Raw genomic sequence first — 20,311 nt, forward strand, 5'->3', positions numbered from 1 at the left:
TAATTCTTTATCGCATGAAAAATAGTTTTCTTTTTAATGTATGGCAACCTATTGCCAACCTCCTCCCAAGGCTTTGTATAGTAGAATCTGGTTTAACGTGTTTTCTTTCTCCAATTCTACTTTTCCGATTTGGGCTTCCAGCGACTCCTTCTGGGCTGTAACGACGTCCAAAGAGGTCACCCGTCCAGCAATAAATAGTTCCTGTGCGGCCTCGATAGAGAGCTTTAATGCTTGAACATGCTCATCGACAAAACCACGTCGTCTGCCTATTGCCTCTTGCGTCATAATCACATTAGAAACCTCATTATAAGCATTCAGAACCATTTTTTCATAATCCAAAAAAGCAATCCCATAGTCCGCTTTTGCAATCTCGTACTGCGTTTTCAGTTGCCTTTGGTTAAATATCGGAAGCGTAATACCGCCAAATAAGTTATAAGCAATAGATTTATCCAAATTAAATAACTTGTTAAAGCTAAAGCTCTGCAATCCGATAAATGGACTTATTGCTACAGAAGGCAGAAAAGCCAAACGTGATGCTTCCTGATTATTCGAAGAGGCAATCACTTTCAAATAAGCAGCCTTGATATCGGGACGTTGGTTGACAAGATCATCCGGTGTACCAAAATGCATTGCATGATATAAATCCGCATTTTCAGCATATGTACTTCGTACAATAGGTTGATAAAAACGTCCTAATAAACCGTTTATATGGTGTTCCCAAAGTGCTATCTCTTGGATCAATTGTTCTTTAGCAGCTTTAGAATTGGCCAAAAGCGCTTTAAACTGTTGTACAGAAAGCTCAGTCGCATAACCAGCATCTTTTTTTACTTCAACAACTTCCAGTGCATTCTTATGCAATTCAATATTCCGATTATATACTTTTATCTTTTGATCCAAAGCAATTAGTTCATAATAAGCTGTTGCAATATTAGAGACTAATTCCGTTTCCAAGAGACGCTTTCCCTCCTGCTCTGCTAGGAAGCTAAAATAAGCAGCTTGTTTTTGGCTCTTTAACTTTCCCCAAAGATCAATCTCCCAAGATGAACGAAGTCCGATAAAATAATCTGGGATAAATGGTTCGGGTAATTTTTCATCATTTTTCAAATTCTCCGAGAAATTTGAATCGTAATTACCGATCCCTGACTCAGTATAGTGGCCATACTTCCGTATTCCTCCTTCTACTGTGGCCTCGACCCTAGGACCTAAAGCGGCTTTCCGTTGCTTAAAATAAGCTTGCGCAGATTCCAAACGTAGGATGGATTGACGAATATCCAAATTGTTCTGCAACGCCGAATCAATTAAGGAAACCAACTGCGAATCTTTAAAAATTTCCTTCCAAGGCCGGCTTCCCACATTTAAACTATCTGGCGAAAGATGTTTAGAAAAGGAATTCGGTACGTTTACTTTCTCCGGTTGGAGAGCTTTTTTGGGAACCGAACAACTTCCAAATAAAATAAGTGCGGCAATAACCAAAGAGGCTTGTTTCACAACTTGTTTCTTATTCTCTTTTTTTGAAAATAAGATCACTAAGCCTGGGATGACAATTACCCCCAGTATGGTTCCAATGAGCATTCCACCCACAGCAGCAGTACCGATACTTCGATTACCCAATGCTCCCGCTCCACTGGCCATCATCAAGGGTATCAAACCTGCAATAAAAGCAAAGGAAGTCATTAATATCGGGCGTAAGCGGGCAACTGCTCCTTCGATCGAAGCTGTCACGATATCCATTCCTTGCTTATATTTCAAATTGGCATATTCCACAATCAGAATCGCATTTTTACCTAACAAACCAATCAGCATGACCAATGCGACCTGCGCGTAGATATTGTTTTCCAATCCAAAGACCTTCAAGAAAATGAAAGCACCAAAGATCCCCGCCGGAAGACAGAGCAGAACTGGTAACGGCAATAAGAAGCTTTCGTACTGTGCACATAACAACAGATAAACAAACAGAAGACAAAGTGCGAAAATATACAAAGCCTGATTTCCAGAGATTTTCTGTTCCCGAGTCATACCAGACCATTCGATACTATAACCTTGAGGAAGAGATGACGCTATTTTTTCCACTTCTTCGATCGCTTGTCCAGAACTAAAGCCTGCTGAGGATTGTCCTGTAATCATGGCCGAACTAAACATATTGTAACGGGTAATTTGTTCAGGACCATAAATTCTTTCCATCGAAATAAAGGCATTGTATGGTACCATCTCACCCGTCTCATTCTTCACATATAAACGTAATACATCTTCTGGTCTTTGGCGATATTCGGGACCAGCCTGTACCATGACCTTATACATCTGTCCGTAACGGATGAAATTTGTCGCATAAAGACTTCCCATTAAGGTCTGCAGCGTATTCATGGCATTCTCCACCGATATTCCTTTTTTTGCAGCCATATCGTAGTCCACCTTCAGCATATACTGTGGAAAGTTCACATCAAAACTGGAGTTGATATCCTGAAGAACATCACTTTTTTCCATATCGTCCATAAACTTCTGCAGCACTTCGGCCGTCTTATTGAGATCTTCATTACCACTACGGTCCAATAGACGTAGTTCAAAACCTGATGAGTTACCAAAGCCTGGAACTGTTGGTGGAGGAAAGAAATCAATTTCCGCATCGGCAAAGTCCTTGGTTCTCTCGCGTAAATCTTTAATGACATCATCTACTGTCTGATCTCGCTCTTTCCAGGGCTTCAGATTGATCATCCCCATCCCGTAGGAAGCGCCGGACACTTCGGTAATAATACTATATCCCGATAATGTAGAAACGGTTTCCACAATATCAAGCTGACGTGATACAGAGTCAATTTTATCCAAAACACGTTCGGTACGGTCCACCGTTGCTCCAGGAGGTGTGGTTACAGCGACATAAATCATTCCCTGATCCTCGGTTGGAATAAAGCCCGAAGGTAAGATCGCGCTACTTCCCCAGGTGGCGACAAAGAAAACGCCAAGTAAAAGCAAGGTCAATCCGCGCCGTGCACTTGTTTTTACCAAAATCCCCTTGTAACCAAAGGCTGTCTTATCATAAACTGCGTTGAATTTTTTAAAGAAACGATCGAGCCAATTATTCGATGGTTTGCGATCGTGAGGCGATTTCAAGAAAAGCGCACATAAAGCGGGTGTCAATGTCAACGCGTTGATACCTGAAATAACAATGGCAGCCGCGAGCGTCAATGAAAATTGACGATAAAAAATCCCTACTGGCCCCGATAGAAAGGCAACCGGAACAAATACCGCAGACATGACAAGTGTAATAGCCACAACAGCGCCACCGACTTCTTTCATTGCTTCCAATGTAGCTTCCATAGGCTGCAAATGTTCTTCTTCCATCTTTGCGTATACAGCTTCGACGACCACAATACCATTATCGACCACAATACCTATTGCCAGTACCAGTGCAAATAAGGTCAGTAAGTTGATCGAGAAACCGAGCATCTGCATAAAAAATAAAGCCCCAATTAAACAGACCGGGACAGCCAAAATAGGAATAATAGTCGCCCTAAAATCCTGTAAAAAGATAAATACAACAATAAAAACCAAAAGAAAGGCTTCCAGTAAGGTCTTGATAACGGAAGAAATCGAAGCATCTAAGAAACGTGATACGTCATAGCCCATTGTATAGGTCATTCCGCTTGGAAATTGTGTCTGTTTCAATTCTGCCATGCGATCTTTCACACGTTGAATAACCTCCTGTGCATTTGACCCTGGTAATTGCTTCAACATAATGGAAGCTGAAGGCCGACCATCGGTTTTGGAAACCATTTCATAGTCCAACGAGCCAAATTCGACATCTGCAACGTCTTTAATACGGATAATGGAACCATTGGAATTCGCCCGAATAGGAATATTAGCATATTCCTCTATTTCGGTGAATTTACCAGGATAACGTAACACATATTGTTGCATATTGCGCATCTTATCCGAGCTAATCCCTGTTTGCCCCGGTGCAGCCTCAATATTCTGCTTTCGCAATGCTGCCACCACATCTTCGGTGGAAATATTATACGCTGCCATACGATCAGGTTTAACCCAAACACGCATAGCGTAATCCCGCATTCCCATAATCTGAGCGAGACCGACGCCTTCGATCCGTTTCAGTTCCTTTAGAATGTTGATATCTGCGAAATTGTAAATGAATCTTTCATCCGCAGTTTCATCATCGGTAAAAACATTCAGATACATCAGCATGGAGTTGACCTCTTTTTCGGTGGTTACCCCTGCTTTGATGACCTCTTCAGGGAGTTCATCCAATACCGTTGTTACCCTATTCTGTACGTTTACAGCCGCAATATCTGGATCTGTACCAACTTCAAAAAAGATTTGAATAACCGTGCTGCCGTTATTGGTAGACACTGAATTCATGTAAGTCATCCCAGCTACACCGTTGATTGCTTTTTCCAAAGGAATAGCGACAGCATTTGTACTCACCTCAGCATTGGCACCTGTATAATTGGCATTGACGACGACCGAAGGTGGTACAATGTCCGGAAATTGCGTGATGGGCAATGTAAATAAGGCCAACAACCCTAAAAGTGTAATAAACACCGAAATAACCAACGACAATATGGGTCGTTTTATAAATGTTTCAAACATAATTTATCCTCCCCTACAGTTTCCTCATTTTTGGATTAATCTTCATTCCACTCCGCAGTCCCTGTACTCCCTCATAGACAATCTTGGCGTTGGGATCTAAACCTCCATCCACAATGTAATAATGCCCCACACGTGGGCCCGCTGTAAAAGGTGTCATTTTTACGGTACTATCTGCCTGTACAGTATAAACGTATGTTTTGTCCTGAATTTCAAATACTGATTTTTGGTGTACAAAGGTATGTTGCCCTGTCTGCATTGGCACTGCAATCTTACCTGTTGCACCATGCTTTAGGATATGCTCGGCATTGGGAAATTGAACCCGAAGGGCAATGGATCCAGTATTGGCTTCAAATTCACTTTCTACCAAATGGGCAATTCCCTCGTGTGGATACAGTTCACCATTAGCCAAAATTAACTTGACCGATTTTTGCGTCTCCTTACCGTCCAACTTATCACGCATAAGTGTCAGATACTCCCTTTCAGAAATATCAAAATAAACGTTCACTTTACTTAAATCGGAGATCGTCGTAATTAAGCTACCCTCGGTCAATAAAGAGCCTTCTCTCAATAAGATACGGTCTATACGACCGTCAAAAGGAGCCTGTATAACAGTATAGTCCAATCTTGTCTGTGCCTGATTTACCAAAGCTCGGGCTTCTTCGATTTTAGAATTGGCCGCTTTTAATTGAATTTTCAATAAATTATATTCGGAAGAGCTCACAATATTCTTGTCAACCAATTTTTGAGTTCGTTCCATTTCCAGCTTGATCTTTTGTGCCTCCGCAATGGCATTATCATACTGTGCTTTGGCCTTGGCTAATTCCGAACGATATTCCTCATTATTATACTTAAACAGCATTTGGCCTTTCTTTACCCAAGCCCCCTCGTCTACATAAATTTTATCCAAAAAGCCATTCAATTTGGAACGAATTTCGACGTTTTTTAAGGCTTGAACATCCGCAATATACTCCTGATAAACAGTCGTATCCATTACCATTAAAGGTACTACTGGTATATTTTTGAGTTCTTCTTTCGAATCAGCGTTAGCGTTGGATGAATGGCATGAAGCCAGCATCCCAACCATACCCACGAAAAGGCACAGTAAAAGTAATTTCTTCATAAACGATAAAAAATGTAAAATGTTAAACCCTCCTACGGTATTTTAAAATCAGTCGTTAGGAGAATGTGTTAGATGGGAGCTACAGCAATTCTATAGCGTAAAGAGCGGCCCAAAGCCTTCCATACCATATATAGAAATAAAACTAAATTGTTGCAGCCTCCGCTAGAAAATTAGAGGAGCGTAACTAGAATGGCCTAAAACGGGATAGGAAGCGATAATACCCTGGTAAGCATAGGGTTTTAGATCGGTAAAAAGGATGTTCATCATCTTTTGCAAAACATAATGCCGTAAAGACGATTCCAAAAACAAAAATAAAAATTGGTAGTACTTGACTATTGAGCGAAAATATACGATAATCATCTTGCAATAGTACTTTTTCTTCTTGGGAAGAATGAATGGGTTCCAAATCCAATACGTCATCCAAAAAATACTCCACAATGGTCTCACCTGCATGCAACACCTGTCCAGTTGCCGAGGAGAAAGACTCATAGGTCAACAGATTAAGGTATGCAAAGAGTGTTAAAAAATGAAATATTTTGCCTAACATATCGAAATTTCGAATCACAAAGGTATGACTTTAAATAGCTAAGATTATTTTATTCATGTAAAAAAACCATGACAGCCTAAAAAATTAGCTGTCATGTCCTTAAATATCTCTAGTTTATTAGATTAAAGTCGATAAATTTCAAATGTTACAATTTGATTTTCACCACTAATGGAAAATGATCCGATGGTAATCTTGTCTCGTACTGTTTAAAAGAAAGTTCTTTAGGGAAATCCCCCTTTTTAACCTCTTCACTATTTTCTTTAGCACTACGATAAGATTCTGTTAAAACAGCATAATGCTTTACTTTAATCCGAGGAGTTACGAATACATGATCTATACGGCTGTCTGTCCAAAGATTATTATCGAAAGCATTAAATGTACCGTTCCATGTAAATTTAGTCGGAGCAAGCTCAAAACTATCTTCTATAAAATCGGATTCTTGTAGGATGTTATAAATTTCATTATTTTGATCGACATTGAAATCACCGGTCAATATAGCTAGTTCCCCTTTTACAAACTCTTTCATTTTTTTGACAACCAACCGACTACTTTTTTCCCGGGCTTTGACACCAACATGATCCATATGCAAATTAAAGTACCAAAATTTCTTCCCAGAATTAATTTCCTGCAACTGCACCCAAGTACAAATACGAGGTAAGGCAGCATCCCAACCTTTTGAAGGGCGATCTGACGTCTCAGAAAGCCAGAAGACGCCACTTTTTAATTTCTTAAATTTCTTCTTTTTGAAAAATATAGGCGCAAACTCTCCCGCAACTTTACCGTCATCCCGACCAACACCAACATAATCATAATCAGTAAGACGTTTTTTCAAATCTACCAATTGATTTACCAATACCTCCTGTGCTCCAAAAACATCGTAATCCACAAAATCAATTAAAGAAGTGATTACTGGAAATCGCTGATCCCAACCGTTACCATTTTTACGATCTCCGTCATTGTCATAACGGATGTTGTAGCTTCCTATTGTAAGACCTATTGAATTTTGTGAAAAGGCATTTAAAACAAATAAATTGATTACAAAAATAAGACTTAGCGATATAATACGTAATTGCTTCATAATATATTATTTTATTTTTTCGTTACTAAAGGAATATGGAGCATCTTCTTTTTTTGTACCTCTATTTTTATTCGGTTCTTCGCTCATTTTGAAATCAAGTTTGGCACCCTGCAATAAATCTTTATAACGGATATAATTATGATTATAAGGCTTTCCATTCCAAGTTAGTTGATCTACGTAGACCTGATTTGCTCCCTGTTGTTTAGCTTGGATATTCACTTTTTTCCCATTTTCGAAATTTAGTGTCACCTTATCGAATTGTGGTGAACCAATCACATATTCGCCCGAGGCAGGAGAAACTGGATAAAATCCCAGCGAAGAGAAGACATACCAGGCTGAAGTCTGCCCGTTATCTTCATCACCACAATAGCCATCTGGTGTAGGCAAATAAAGTTTATCCATTATTTTGCGTACCCAATATTGTGCTTTCCAGGGCTCTGCAGCATAATTATACAGATAAGGCATATGTTGGATAGGCTGATTTCCATGCGCATACTGTCCCATATTCATCACCTGCATTTCACGCATTTCGTGGATCATTCCGCGACTTTTCATACCCTCATAACTCGGAATAACAAACACCGTATCCAACATGGACACAAATGATTTATTACCACCCATCAAATTAATTAAACCTTGAGGGTCATGGAACACACAAAAACTCCAATGCCAAGCATTTCCCTCCGTATATTCTCTTGACCAGGCACTTGGATCAAAATCTGAGACGAACGATCCGTCTGCTTTTTTCCCACGCATAAGTTTTGTACTTGGGTCAAACAGATTTTTATAGTTCATCGCGCGTGTTGCATAAATAGCTGTTTCAGCTTCCGGTTTGCCCAATGCTTTGCCAAATTCATAAATACACCAGTCATTGTATGCATATTCCAATGAACGTGCTACATTTTGGTCTACTTTTACATCAGCAGGTATATAGCCCAATTTATTGTAATATTCATAACCGAAGCGTCCCGTCGAAGAGTGTTTCGGATAGGCACTATTGGCCCCATGCTTGAGCGCTTCCCATAATAGGTCTTTATCATAGCCTTTCCGATCAGTGATCAAGGCATCTGCGACAATAGAAGCGGAATTGTTTCCAATCATCGATGCACGATGTCCTGGCGAAGCCCACTCCGGAAGGTAACCACTCTCCTTATAAGCATTGACCAAACCTTCTTGCATGCGATCGTTCATGGATGGATATAATAAATTCAACAGCGGAAACAAACTTCTGAATGTGTCCCAAAAACCTGTATCTGTAAACATTTCGCCAGGCAGGACCTGCCCATTGTAGGGGCTATAATGCATACGCTTGCCTGTTCCATCAATTTCAGAAAAATCCCTTGGAAAAAGTGTTGAACGATAGAGGCTGGAATAAAATGTACGTAACCGGTCAATATTATGGTCTTCAACCTGTACACGTCCGAGGATTTCGTTCCACTGTGCTTTACCTTCGTCAACAACCTGTTGAAATGTTTTGGACTTCACTTCTTTTAAATTAAGTTCTGCCTGCTCAAAACTTATAAAGGAAGAAGCAATACGGGCTGTGACCTTCTCCCCTCTTTTCAAGGAAGAGAAGCCCACAACTGCTCCGGCGTGATTGTCCTGAATTTCCAATTCATCTTTACTTATCGCTCCGCTTTTAACAGCAGCTTTGTAGGAGAATGGTCTATCGAAAGTAATGACGAAGTAATTCTTGAAATTCTCCGGAACACCACCGCTATTTTTTGTTGAATACCCGATAATCTTATTTTCCTGCGGAATTACTTTAATATAAGACCCCTTATCAAATGCATCAATAATAACATAAGCACTGTCTGTTTTGGGGAAGGTGAACTGAAAGATTGCTGCCCGTTGTGATGGAGACAATTCTGTTGTCACATCGTGATCCGCAAGGTAGACGCTATAATAATAAGGTTTTGCAATTTCCGCTTTATGTGAAAACCAGCTTGCCCGCTTTTCCTGATCAAATAGCGGTGTGCCTGTTATTGGCATGATTGAAAACTGACCATAATCATTGTTCCAAGGGCTTGGCTGGTGCGTTTGCTTAAATCCTTTAATTTTATCAGCCGTGTAAGTATATACCCAACCATCGCCCATATTTCCAGTCTGCGGGGTCCAAAAATTCATACCCCAAGGCCGAGCGATCGCAGGATAAGTATTGCCATTAGACAATTCATACTTCGATTCTGTACCGATCAACGGGTTAACGAAATCAACAGGTGAGGTTTGTTGCGCCATTCCAGCATGCGTCGCGAATAGAAAAAGAATACTACCTGTTAGTTTTTTAATATTAAACATAAATGAAGCGTTTGGTTAAGCTTAAAATTATTAGCAAAAAAGCTAAAACGTATTAGTAAATATAGGTAAGAAATTTAAATATAGCAGATTACCCAGGTCTTTTTCACAAGATGGTTACAAAAAAAACCGCAATCAAATGATTGCGGTTTTTATATCACACTAATACTACCACCCAGGGTTCTGCCCTAATGAGGGCGATTTTTGGATCTCTGAGTTTAAAATAGGAAATAAGTAATGAGTTGGAGCAGTAAAAACTCTACTTTCAACAAAGAAACGTTCCATTTTATAACGTTTATCACCGATTTGGATTTTACCATTTACATCTTCAACAGCTCTCATACCATTAATCATATTTTGAAGTTTCGGATAAGCTGTATTATTATTCTTCCAGTAGTTTATACTTCGTTCATTATTTGTACTACCTGATGCAGTAAAGGTCTGGTATTTAGTTTTCTCCACCGAGCTACTGGGCTCTAGATATAGGCGACTATCAAAAGCTCTCTTATTCTCATAGAAGAATTCGACCCTTCTTTCACGGTAAATGTACCCACGCATCAAATTTTTATCAGCAAGCGTTGTCATAGGCATTGGTGCCATAAAGGATCTAGATCTTACCTGATTAATTAAATCATAGATCTCTTGTGTTGGTCCATCAACTTCGTTAACCGCCTCAGCATAAATGTAAATAAAGTCTGGCAAACGCCAAACTGGAGGCGCACTAATGATAACACTGCCATTCTTATTCCAGGCTTCCTGCAAAAATTTCCTCAGATAATATCCCGTGCGCGTTGCATTATTCGCTCCGATCTGATCGGCACCACTCGCAATATTTGTCTGGGATGGATTATTGTTACCGCCGCGGAATGCTGCACCATGAAATATAATGTCGCGATAAAAACGTGGATCCCTTTTTACTGAAGTATAAGGATTTGCGTCATCATACCCGTCCTGTTTAGCCTTGGTACTATAAATCGGGTAACCAAAGCCATCTGGCGACAAGTACTCATACTCATCTACTTGTTCTTGAACGGGCATCTGACGAGCTCCACCACCGCGGCTTGGCGGATATACATCACCAAACCACCCTTCACCCTTATAGCGCGTAAAAAACAAAACATACTCATTTTTGAACGCCTCCATATCATAAAACATCTGCCATAAGCGTGTATAAACTGTTGAGTTACTCGTGTTTTGACCACCACTATCTCCAAAATCGGTATTTGAGTATTTCTGGTAAAGACTATAACGTTTTCCACCTGCAACCTTACTTTCAAGAACTGCCTTAGCAGCCTCTTTAGCTTTCACCCAACGCTGAGGATCATATGTAGCGTATTCGGACTCAAACTTACGTGTCCCATTATAACCTTTTGCGGCAGCTCCATTCCAAAGTGGTGTAGCGGCCATCCACCGTGCTTCTGCTATCAGCCCAAGACATGCCCCTTTATCGATACGTCCAAAATTCTGCCCCTCCCATTTTTCCGGGACAGCATTATATGCTGTTGTTGCATCAGCTACAATTTTGTCAATAACTTTATGAACTGACTCACGCTCGAAATTCATGTTCTCTGTTGCCGTAACAACATGATCTATGTAAGGTATCTCACCATATATACGAACAGCCATTAAATGAAAGTAAGCTCTTAAAAAGTAGACCTCACCCACGCGCATAGGCAGTGAACCTGGTTCTAGGATATCATCTGGTGTACTATATTTTTTAATTCCTTCCAAAATAACGTTTGTTCTGCGGATCCCGTCAAACATACTATTCCAGAATTGCCCATTGTCTCCGGGTAGTTCATTGATATTCCAATCACCTGTATTATATCTATTTGTAATATTTCCCTCTACTGTAGAGCCTTCAGCCTCATCGGTTATCGCGGCACTCGAAAAATGATAGAACCACGAGATAGGCTGATTGACACCCTTCGCTTTAGCATACACATCCGTAACGAGCTGATTTACTTTTTCATAACGAGTAAAAACCTCATCTTCCCGGATCTGATCGTCGGGTAATTTGTCCAAATATTTGTTGCAACTTGCGATCATAAAAGCAACCACACCTGCCATAAAAAAAAGTATTTTTTTCATCTTCAATACATTCATAAGGTTAGAAATTAAGATTTATTCCAAAGTTGTAGACTTTTAGAATCGGGTACCAATAACCGCTCGTATTTCCCATTTCAGGATCTATACTTAAATCCTTTAAACCTGACCAGGTAAATAGGTTCATCCCTTGCGCATAAACGCGTAATTGGTTCAAACCAATTTTTTTAATAAGATCTTTCGGTAAATTATAACCAATCTCTATATTTTTGAGCCTTAAATATTTAGCATCATATAAAAACAAACTACTGTTACTATTTTTATTATTCTCGGAATTGCCAATATGTAGAGCGGGGTAAGTAGCAGTTTCGGCCGTTTCCGGTGTCCAACGTCCCATATGAATTGGTCGAACGGAGCCGAGTTTATCTTGATCAAAAGTCGGGAAATCCCACACAGCCGCATCTTTCAATAAAATTGAAGAATTTAACGCTCCTTGAAACAAAAGACTAAAATCAAAACCCTTGTATTGCAGCGATATTGGTAAACCAAATTGAATCTCCGGGCTCCTAGGATTTCCCATCACTGTGCGATCCCCTAAATCTGTAATTTTACCATCACCATTCAAATCCTTATATACGACGTCGCCAGGTCCTACTGTTCCCCAAGGTTGAAAATTACTCTGATTTAATTTGTCCGCCTCGGCCTGATCTCTAACGAAGTGATCGAAAACATAGACAAAATTTTCATAAAGTCGTTTCCCCGTTGCTTGTCTGTATTCATATTGTCGTGGCACCTCTTGTCGGTAGATCAACTTATTTCTAGAAAAGGTGAAATTAGGTTTTAGAGAAAATCTGAAATTATCCCCAATCATATCTGAATAACTCATCTCAATATCAATACCACGGTTGCGGACCTTTCCAATATTGATCAGCGGAGAGCCTTTACCAACTACGCCAGGAAAACCAATGTCATCCGCCCCCAGTTCAGTAATAATATCATAACGATAATCTTCAAAAACATCAATACTAAAGTTCATCTTATTCTTTAAAAAGCCCATATCAAGACCGATATTGGTTTTTCTAGATTTCTCCCATGTTATATTTTCGTTTGCCAGGCGTCCTTCACGAAGGCCACTTAGTCCATTGTTAAAATTCTGTTCCCCAAAACTATAACCATCTCCTCCCTGAAAAAATGCGAGATATCCGAATCGAGCGTCACCTGGCATTTTATCATTACCCACAAGCCCCATCGAGGCCCTCAGCTTTAAAAAGCTAAGCCAGTCTTTGGTATTCGACATAAATTTCTCCTTGCTAACCACCCAACCCAATGCTCCAGCCGGGAAAAATCCATAACGTTTTCCCTCTATAAAATTTTCGGATCCATTGTAACCAAAGTTAAATTCCGCCAAATATTTTTCTAGATAATTATAGGTAAACTGTCCTGTCATACCTTGATAACGGATATCAACACTGGCTCTTGAATTCGCCGCATCATAGACAGACTGGCTCGAGCGATTGAAAAGCAACATTCCAGTAACATTGTGTTTATCTTTAAATAGACGGTTATAGTTTATTTTTCCTTGAATGAAAGTTCTATTAAAAGGACTACTTTGTGTAAATGAATTTCCAACAGTTTGATCTACCCTATATTTGTTCCCATTTTTATAAGTACCCTCATAGTATTGCGGATTCATAAAAAGATCGATACCATCTGTAGGCTGAAAAGTCGCATAATTGGGATATACCCTATATCCTTCACTATAGGTACCCAGCTCGCGTCTGACCCATTGTTGCTCTCTAGCATCATAGGAAAATATTCCGTCAACAGAAAGTCCCTTGGTAATAAAATCCATATTCCAGCCGGCAGCGAAACTTCCTTCCAAATAGGTGTTTTTTTCTGTATGATATCCTGACCTAGTCAACTCCCCAAGAACATTAAATCGGTAAATTTGATTACCAAACAACAAGCCCGAGGGATTATTCAGCAGATATCCCTGTGTAGAAGGTTGGCTATTGGGTTCGAGAATGATGGGTAAATACGGGGGCTGTGTCATTGCTAGAGTCATCAATCTACTTGCGGAAGTTCCAGGTGAAGTTCGATTGGTAATACGAGCACCTAAATTGAGTTTTACCCACAAGTTTTTAGTAATGTTGACATCAATATTGGACCTAAAATTATAGCGCTGAAATTTAGGAGAGACATTATATTTAGATAAGTCAACATGGTCATAATTATTATCTTGTCCCATATAACCGCCCATCACAAAATATTTCGCAATATCATTACCACCCCTTATTGATAGATTATATTCGTGCTGAGGTGCAGTTCTAAAAATATAATCGAAATAGTCCCAGTTATAACCTAACCCGTCCGAATTATCACCCTTTGCCCTTCGAAAATTGTCTATAGCATCCTGACTAAATAATTTCAAGTTATCGATATTTCCACCAGACCGCTTCGCATCATTCATTAACGCTTCATTGTAGAGAGTCGCGTAATCTGCAGATCCCAAAAGCATAGGCAATTGTGCGGGCGTATTTAGGCCATACGACGCTTTGAAGTCTACGGTTGCTTTATCGGCGGATTGTCCTCGTTTTGTAGTAACAACGATAACCCCATTCGCTCCACGAATTCCGTAGGGTGCCGTAGCTGCTGCATCCTTCAAAATGGAAACAGTCTCAATTTCGTCTGGAGCCAAATAGCTCATATCGCGTTCAATTCCATCCACAATTACAATGGGGGATTGATTACCATAAGTTGACTTACCACGAATAAACAATTCTGAACGATCTACTCCTGGCTCTCCTCCAGCATATTGGTTGACAACCAGTCCTGGTAATCTTCCTGCAAGCATGTTATTAATATTTGCTGCAGGACTCTGTACAAGATCCTTAGTCGTAATCGTTGCGACGGCGCCAACAACATTTCTTTTCTTCTGTGTTGTGTATCCAACAACCACAACATCCTCTAGTGCTTTTACATCTTCTACTAGGCTAACCTGTAACGTTGACCTTCCGCCCGCCACAATTTGTTGAGGCTGAAAACCAATATACGAGAAGGTCAATACCGCATCCTTATAGGGAATTTCTATTCGATATCGACCTGATGCATCTGTTTTCGTTGATTTGCCACTCGCCTTAACCACAATGGTGACACCTTGCAAAACTTTCCCTGTCGAACTGTTTAAAACTGTTCCCTCTACAATAATACCCTCTTGTTGGAAACTGAAGTGGATAGACGCAGCTTTCAATTCGGTCCACAAATTGAACGTGCTACACACCGAAAGCGTAAAAAATAATGGAATTACCTTTCTTTTCATAAATAATAATTAATGATTGGTTTACTAATACAAAAATTGGTCATCAATTAGTTATTCCTTTGGAATGAACATCTCCAAAGAAATCAACCTTAAGCTGATAAACTAATTCGTTTTAGTAAAATTAAAAAGAAAGAAAAGAGAAAGTTGTTAATCGATTGTTAATGACAATTATTGAAATCGACCTCTAAAATAAATCCCACCTTATAAACAGTTTTAATAGCAACATACCGCGATCTTTTCAGCATTTTTCTAATCTTGCATATAAAAACATCAAGACTTCGTCCCAAAAAATAATCGTTATCTCCCCAAAGAGCAAGTAAGATCTCTTCTCTTTTCAAAACAATATTCGGTTTGCTTGCTAAGAAAGTCCAAAGTTCAAATTCACGTGGTGATACAACCTGCCGAGATTTATCATTAAATTCTATTGCAAGTAAATTACGGTCAAGTTTAATGTCACCAATATTGAGTTGTAATTGACAAACAACAGGCTGCTTAACCATATAATTTTGAAGTTTCAGAGACAATTCTTCAACATCAAACGGTTTTGTTATGTAATCATTGCCCCCTAGACGGAGGCCCTTTAATCGATCTGGTTTAGACAGTCTTGCTGTAAGAAAAAGCACAAACTGGTTTTTATTTAACTGAGAAATATATTCAACGAATTGAAACCCATCCCAGTTGGGAAGTTGTATATCTACTACAAGGATATCATATTTATTAATCTTATAATAAGATATTCCCTCTTCAGCAGACATTGCATGACTAACATCAAATCCGAAATTTGACAGATAATCTATGAGCATTGTCGCTAAATCAAGATCATCTTCAATCAGCAATATATGTCCATATTTTGGTATCATCTATTTTATTATTGGTATTGAAATAGAAAATATTGTTCCAGGTTGGGTATCTGATTTAACGTCAATTTTCCATCGATGAATCCGCATGACTTCCTTTACGAAAAAAAGCCCCAGGCCCAGCCCATTTGAAGAAGCTTCTTGTTTACCCCGATATCCCTTCGTGAAAATATACGGCAATTGGTTATGTGAAATACCTATTCCATTGTCTTGTACAGTCATCACCACCGTATCTCTAGCGCCAATACTCAAACGAATATGAATATGCTTTATTCGCTCTTTATTATACTTCAGGCCATTATCGACCAAATTGTTTACCGCGGTAACAAACATAAATGGGTTGACAAGCACCCTAGCCTCTTTAACGTTTTGATCCACTAAGATTTGAATCGTCGCACTTTCTGATACTAAAATCGCAAGATCTTGTTCTAATTGATCCATAAGTTCTACCAAAAAGTGTTCCTCTAGACTCACCTCTTCTTGATTAAACACACTCAAATCAATCGCTTTGTTAACTAATCGATCCAAACGGTTTATCTGACGCATCAAGGTGTCCAAAGTTGTTGACATTTTTAACTTATCATCTTTCGAAACTTTTACCGCCAAATTGGTTAAACCAATTCGTATGGTTGTCAATGGTGTATTGAACTCATGTGTGACATTGTTAATAAAGTCGGAAGCCATTTCTGCCATTCTTTTTTGCTTTATCCAGCTACTATATGTCATCAAATACAACCAAACAATACCAATTATACAGCAGCCCGATAGTAATAATAATGGTAAAATGGCTTTTAATACAGAAAAATTTGTATCAATATTCCCAACATACAACGTAAAAGCCACACGGTTCGACATCTTACTATTTGCGGTTATTGCAATCGACGATACGATATTGTCTTTGTCAATAAACCGAAATTCCCCTCCAATAGGAATATGTTGATCTTTGCCAAAGTCCAGGATTGGTATAAAGGTCTTCGCATCAAAAGTCACCGAAATATCTCTCAACACAATGGCATAACCAAAGCCTTCACCCAAATTGACTTCGGATCTGATGACCTGGAATAGGCTATCCATCGCAGGATGATTTCGAAGCCTCATTATCAAGGTCTTTGCGATACTATCTTTCAGATCATTGAAAGCATTACTATCGTCTTGGTAATAAGCTTTCAGACGAACTAAATGAGGCATTAAGGTTGAATCGATAAGTTTCTGCCCGCCCGGAAATATCTTATCGTTCGAGATATACTTATCGTAAACAACCTTAATTGCCTTTTTTTCTTTCTGAAATAGTTCGCTTCTTTTAATCTCATATGATCGTGCGATCATGAGATACTGTAATATCAGAAACAAAACTAAGCAACAGATAGCTATCCATTTGTACACACCTGATCGTCTCATCTTTGTGAGCAGGCTTTTATTTGTTTGGTTTATTACTCATCTCGAAGATTAATTCACCACCATTTATAATGCTACTATAGGGTAATAGAAAATCAGCCAATTTCCGCCCATTTAAAGAAACGGATTTAACGTAAACATTCTTTTCAGACTGGTTACGGGCAACTATGGAAAGACTGCGTCCATTTTCAAGGTTAACCTTTGCCGATTTTACCAAAGGACTACCAATCCAATAACTATCTTCCCCAGGTGCCACTGGATAAAAACCCAATGCAGTAAATAAATACCAAGCAGACATTTGTCCACAGTCATCATTTCCCCCTAAACCCGCATGGCCATTGTGATACTGATTCCGTATGATCTGTCTGACGCGGGCCTGGGTTTTCCAGGGACTATTGGTTATATTGTACAAGTATGCCACATGATGTGAAGGCTCATTTCCATGCACGTAATTTCCGATAATGCCATCGCGGGTAATATCCTCCGTATGTTCAAAATATTTATCCGGTAATTCCATGGTAAACAGGGAATCCAAATAAGACTCTAAACGTTTTTTGCCTCCCATTAATGCCATCATTTCAGTAGGTTGATGCGGTACATACAGGCTGTAATTCCATGAATTTCCTTCAATAAATCCTTGTCCATGTGTATCCAAAACATCAAATTTCTCCTGAAATTTACCCGCAGAATTCTTGGGACGCATAAATCCAATGGAGGAATCATAGAGTGATTTCCAGCTTTCAGCTCTTTTGGAAAAAGTCGTGTAAATATCCTCTTTTCCCAATTTTTTCGCCAATTGCGCTATGCACCAATCGTCATACGCATATTCCAATGTATTAGAAACAGATGTTCCCGATACATCTGCAGGAACATACCCCTTATCAATGTAAGCGCCGATTCCCTCATACTGACGTGTATTTGCCGTTTGTACGCAAGCCGCTAGTGCGGCTCCTGCATCGCCTTTGTAAACGCCCTTAAGTATTGCATCAACAATAACAGACACCGAATGATAGCCGCTCATGCACCAATTATCATTCGCATAATGCGACCAAATCGGCAACATCTTCAATACACTCTGGTCATAATGAGCCATCATGGATGCTACAATATCAGCATTACGAGAAGGGTTAATTAAATTCAACAGCGGATGAAAAGCCCGATAAGTATCCCACAGCGAAAATGAAGTATAATTCGTAAAACCTTTGGCGCGGTGCACCTCCTGATCCAAGCCTTTATATTCACCATTCGTATCCATATAGACTGTCGGCATTAAGCTTGCATGGTACATGGCTGTATAAAAATTGACCAGGTCTTCCTTGTTCAACATTTCAGCTTCTATCTTATGCAGCTCCTTTTCCCAAGCTTCTTGGCCTTTCTTAACGTAGCCATCAAAATTCCAGTCTGGAGCCTCAGCCTCCATATTGGCCAATGCATTCTTCATGCTTACTGGACTTAAAGCTACTTTCAGAAGGATGGATTCTTGTGCTTTTGTATCAAAATCCAAGTGTAGCTTAATATTGTGCGCTGCAAGGTCGGGGAAATTATTTTGTTGATCAAACTTACGCCAGAAACCATTATACACAGATTTTCCATCTTCATACTTGGCGCCATAATTCTTAAAAGCTTTTGAGGTCTTTATTGCAAAGTATACGGTGCGCGTTCTCGACCAACCGTTTGTTTGACGGTAGCCTACCAGTGTTGAATCGTTCAATACCTTGACAACGGTCCAAACATTCTTGCCATCATAATTATAAATCCCAGCAGTTAGATCTACGATAAGATGTGAAGCGTCAGACTCTTTGAATGTATAACGGTGGAGCCCTACACGTGTTGTAGTCGTTAATTCAGCCTTAATCTGATGTTTATCCAGTAGAACACTGTAATAATTGGCCTCAGCTCGTTCATTGGCATGCGAATAGGAAGATCGATAACCATCTTGTGGTCGATCAGCTGTACCCGGATTCAATTGAACTTTTCCTTGTGTCGGCATGATCTGTATGTCACCAAGATCGGAGTGACCAGTGCCACTAAAATGCGTATGACTAAACCCGACAATCGTCGGATCATCATACTGATAACCGGCACAATATTTATAAACATCGCCGTTATACCGTCCATTGACGGCGTAAGATAATGTATCCGTATCAGGGCTTAATTGTACAGCACCGAATGGAACTGTCGCCCCCGGAAAAGTATGTCCCATTTTCGCCGTTCCGATGAGTGGTTTGACATACTGAACTAATTTAGTTTCTTGTGCCTTTAATAGATATGGGACACTAATTAATCCCAAAAAGACTAAACTTCTGATATTCATCGCTTATGAATTATAGTGTGGGATTTTGGCTATAATCGGCCCATAGCTCATCAATAGTTTTACCCGTCTCCGCTTTCCAAAAAGCATCACTATAGCTTTTGCTACGCATCGCTGCATCCAATTTTTTGACAAAATCCTTCTTTACATGTAGATTGATCCAGTACAAAAAGCGCGCTGTAATACGATAAGAATCGCTGTATTTCTGCTTTTCGTTATATTCTGGCAGCTTCCAGTTTGCCCCCGCATTATCTATGCCATCATCAAATCGGACAAAATCAGCTATCCCTTCCGTAATCCACCACGGGCCCGCCCCATCGGGGTATGCTTGAACAATATGCATTACCTCATGGGTAACCACGTCAATATCCCCTGGATTTTTGGCAAACCAGGCTGGACTATAACGGACAATCCCACCCGCTGTCGCTGCCACACCTTTATAGTCCGGATCAATAACAAAAGAGACCTTTTTTATAGTCTTTTTATTATATTTCTTGGCTAGTTTAGGATAGTTGGTAAAATATGCCGCTACCAGCCTTTCTTTTAAAGAAGCACTAAAATCTTTGTCTTTATTAATCCAAATCAGGGTATAACCACCTTTACTGATACTATCAATATTCACAGCAACCTTGCGGTCATTTTCGGTATGTTTCCAGTTGTCCTGCGCAAAAAGGGAACAAGAGTATGCCAAGCCAAATACAGTAACAACGATTTTTAAGTTTTTTAAGTTTATCATAACCCAAT

Annotated in this window: 11 protein-coding genes; all 11 read right to left on the reverse strand. The window is 39.6% G+C overall.

Going from position 1 to position 20,311, the window contains the following annotated elements; translation table 11 throughout:
* Positions 1-48: 48 nt before the first annotated feature.
* The 11 genes from B2O97_RS11640 to B2O97_RS11690 all read right to left on the reverse strand — a co-directional run bounded on the left by B2O97_RS11640 (position 49) and on the right by B2O97_RS11690 (position 20,303).
* On the reverse strand, positions 49-4,599 hold the full coding sequence (locus tag B2O97_RS11640) for an efflux RND transporter permease subunit (RefSeq protein ID WP_115046909.1): 4,551 nt from the start codon (positions 4,597-4,599) through the stop codon (positions 49-51).
* Between the two features lie 13 nt (positions 4,600-4,612).
* Positions 4,613-5,719, reverse strand: a complete 1,107-nt coding sequence (locus B2O97_RS11645; protein WP_115046907.1) for an efflux RND transporter periplasmic adaptor subunit — start codon at positions 5,717-5,719, stop codon at positions 4,613-4,615.
* Positions 5,720-5,903: 184 nt separating this feature from the next.
* Complete coding sequence (locus tag B2O97_RS11650; RefSeq protein ID WP_070561742.1) at positions 5,904-6,266, reverse strand: hypothetical protein; 363 nt, start codon at positions 6,264-6,266, stop codon at positions 5,904-5,906.
* 145 nt (positions 6,267-6,411) lie between these two features.
* The gene (locus B2O97_RS11655; RefSeq protein WP_201303454.1) at positions 6,412-7,344 is read right to left on the reverse strand and encodes an endonuclease/exonuclease/phosphatase family protein; all 933 of its coding nucleotides are present in this window, start codon (positions 7,342-7,344) and stop codon (positions 6,412-6,414) included.
* 6 nt (positions 7,345-7,350) lie between these two features.
* Entirely contained in the window at positions 7,351-9,642 is a 2,292-nt protein-coding gene (locus B2O97_RS11660; RefSeq protein ID WP_115046905.1) for a GH92 family glycosyl hydrolase, read from the reverse strand.
* A 165-nt stretch (positions 9,643-9,807) separates the two neighbouring features.
* Positions 9,808-11,730 carry a RagB/SusD family nutrient uptake outer membrane protein gene (locus tag B2O97_RS11665; protein ID WP_286767420.1) on the reverse strand — a complete coding sequence of 641 codons (1,923 nt, stop codon included), beginning with the start codon at positions 11,728-11,730 and terminating at the stop codon, positions 9,808-9,810.
* A 19-nt stretch (positions 11,731-11,749) separates the two neighbouring features.
* Positions 11,750-15,004: a SusC/RagA family TonB-linked outer membrane protein gene (locus tag B2O97_RS11670; protein ID WP_070561746.1), complete on the reverse strand. Its 3,255-nt coding sequence runs from the start codon at positions 15,002-15,004 to the stop codon at positions 11,750-11,752.
* 158 nt (positions 15,005-15,162) lie between these two features.
* Positions 15,163-15,864, reverse strand: a complete 702-nt coding sequence (locus B2O97_RS11675; RefSeq protein WP_070561748.1) for a response regulator transcription factor — start codon at positions 15,862-15,864, stop codon at positions 15,163-15,165.
* A complete protein-coding gene (locus B2O97_RS11680) occupies positions 15,865-17,187 on the reverse strand; it encodes a sensor histidine kinase (protein WP_286767421.1) in 1,323 nt (440 codons plus the stop codon).
* A gap of 88 nt (positions 17,188-17,275) precedes the next feature.
* Positions 17,276-19,570 carry a GH92 family glycosyl hydrolase gene (locus tag B2O97_RS11685; protein WP_112374003.1) on the reverse strand — a complete coding sequence of 765 codons (2,295 nt, stop codon included), beginning with the start codon at positions 19,568-19,570 and terminating at the stop codon, positions 17,276-17,278.
* Positions 19,571-19,580: 10 nt separating this feature from the next.
* Entirely contained in the window at positions 19,581-20,303 is a 723-nt protein-coding gene (locus B2O97_RS11690; protein ID WP_286767422.1) for a basic secretory protein-like protein, read from the reverse strand.
* Positions 20,304-20,311: the final 8 nt, after the last annotated feature.

It is taken from the genome of Sphingobacterium sp. UBA865 (assembly GCF_002295765.1).
Classification (GTDB): Bacteria; Bacteroidota; Bacteroidia; order Sphingobacteriales; family Sphingobacteriaceae; genus Sphingobacterium; species Sphingobacterium multivorum.

Bases quoted from the DNA above. Each gene is read 5' to 3' on its own strand.
- B2O97_RS11675 (WP_070561748.1), bottom strand. From the start codon at position 15,864: ATGATACCAAAATATGGACATATATTGCTGATTGAAGATGATCTTGAT.
- B2O97_RS11650 (WP_070561742.1), bottom strand. From the start codon at position 6,266: ATGTTAGGCAAAATATTTCATTTTTTAACACTCTTTGCATACCTTAAT.
- B2O97_RS11685 (WP_112374003.1), bottom strand. From the start codon at position 19,570: ATGAATATCAGAAGTTTAGTCTTTTTGGGATTAATTAGTGTCCCATAT.
- B2O97_RS11680 (WP_286767421.1), bottom strand. From the start codon at position 17,187: ATGATCGCACGATCATATGAGATTAAAAGAAGCGAACTATTTCAGAAA.
- B2O97_RS11665 (WP_286767420.1), bottom strand. From the start codon at position 11,730: ATGAAAAAAATACTTTTTTTTATGGCAGGTGTGGTTGCTTTTATGATC.
- B2O97_RS11660 (WP_115046905.1), bottom strand. From the start codon at position 9,642: ATGTTTAATATTAAAAAACTAACAGGTAGTATTCTTTTTCTATTCGCG.
- B2O97_RS11640 (WP_115046909.1), bottom strand. From the start codon at position 4,599: ATGTTTGAAACATTTATAAAACGACCCATATTGTCGTTGGTTATTTCG.
- B2O97_RS11690 (WP_286767422.1), bottom strand. From the start codon at position 20,303: ATGATAAACTTAAAAAACTTAAAAATCGTTGTTACTGTATTTGGCTTG.
- B2O97_RS11645 (WP_115046907.1), bottom strand. From the start codon at position 5,719: ATGAAGAAATTACTTTTACTGTGCCTTTTCGTGGGTATGGTTGGGATG.
- B2O97_RS11670 (WP_070561746.1), bottom strand. From the start codon at position 15,004: ATGAAAAGAAAGGTAATTCCATTATTTTTTACGCTTTCGGTGTGTAGC.
- B2O97_RS11655 (WP_201303454.1), bottom strand. From the start codon at position 7,344: ATGAAGCAATTACGTATTATATCGCTAAGTCTTATTTTTGTAATCAAT.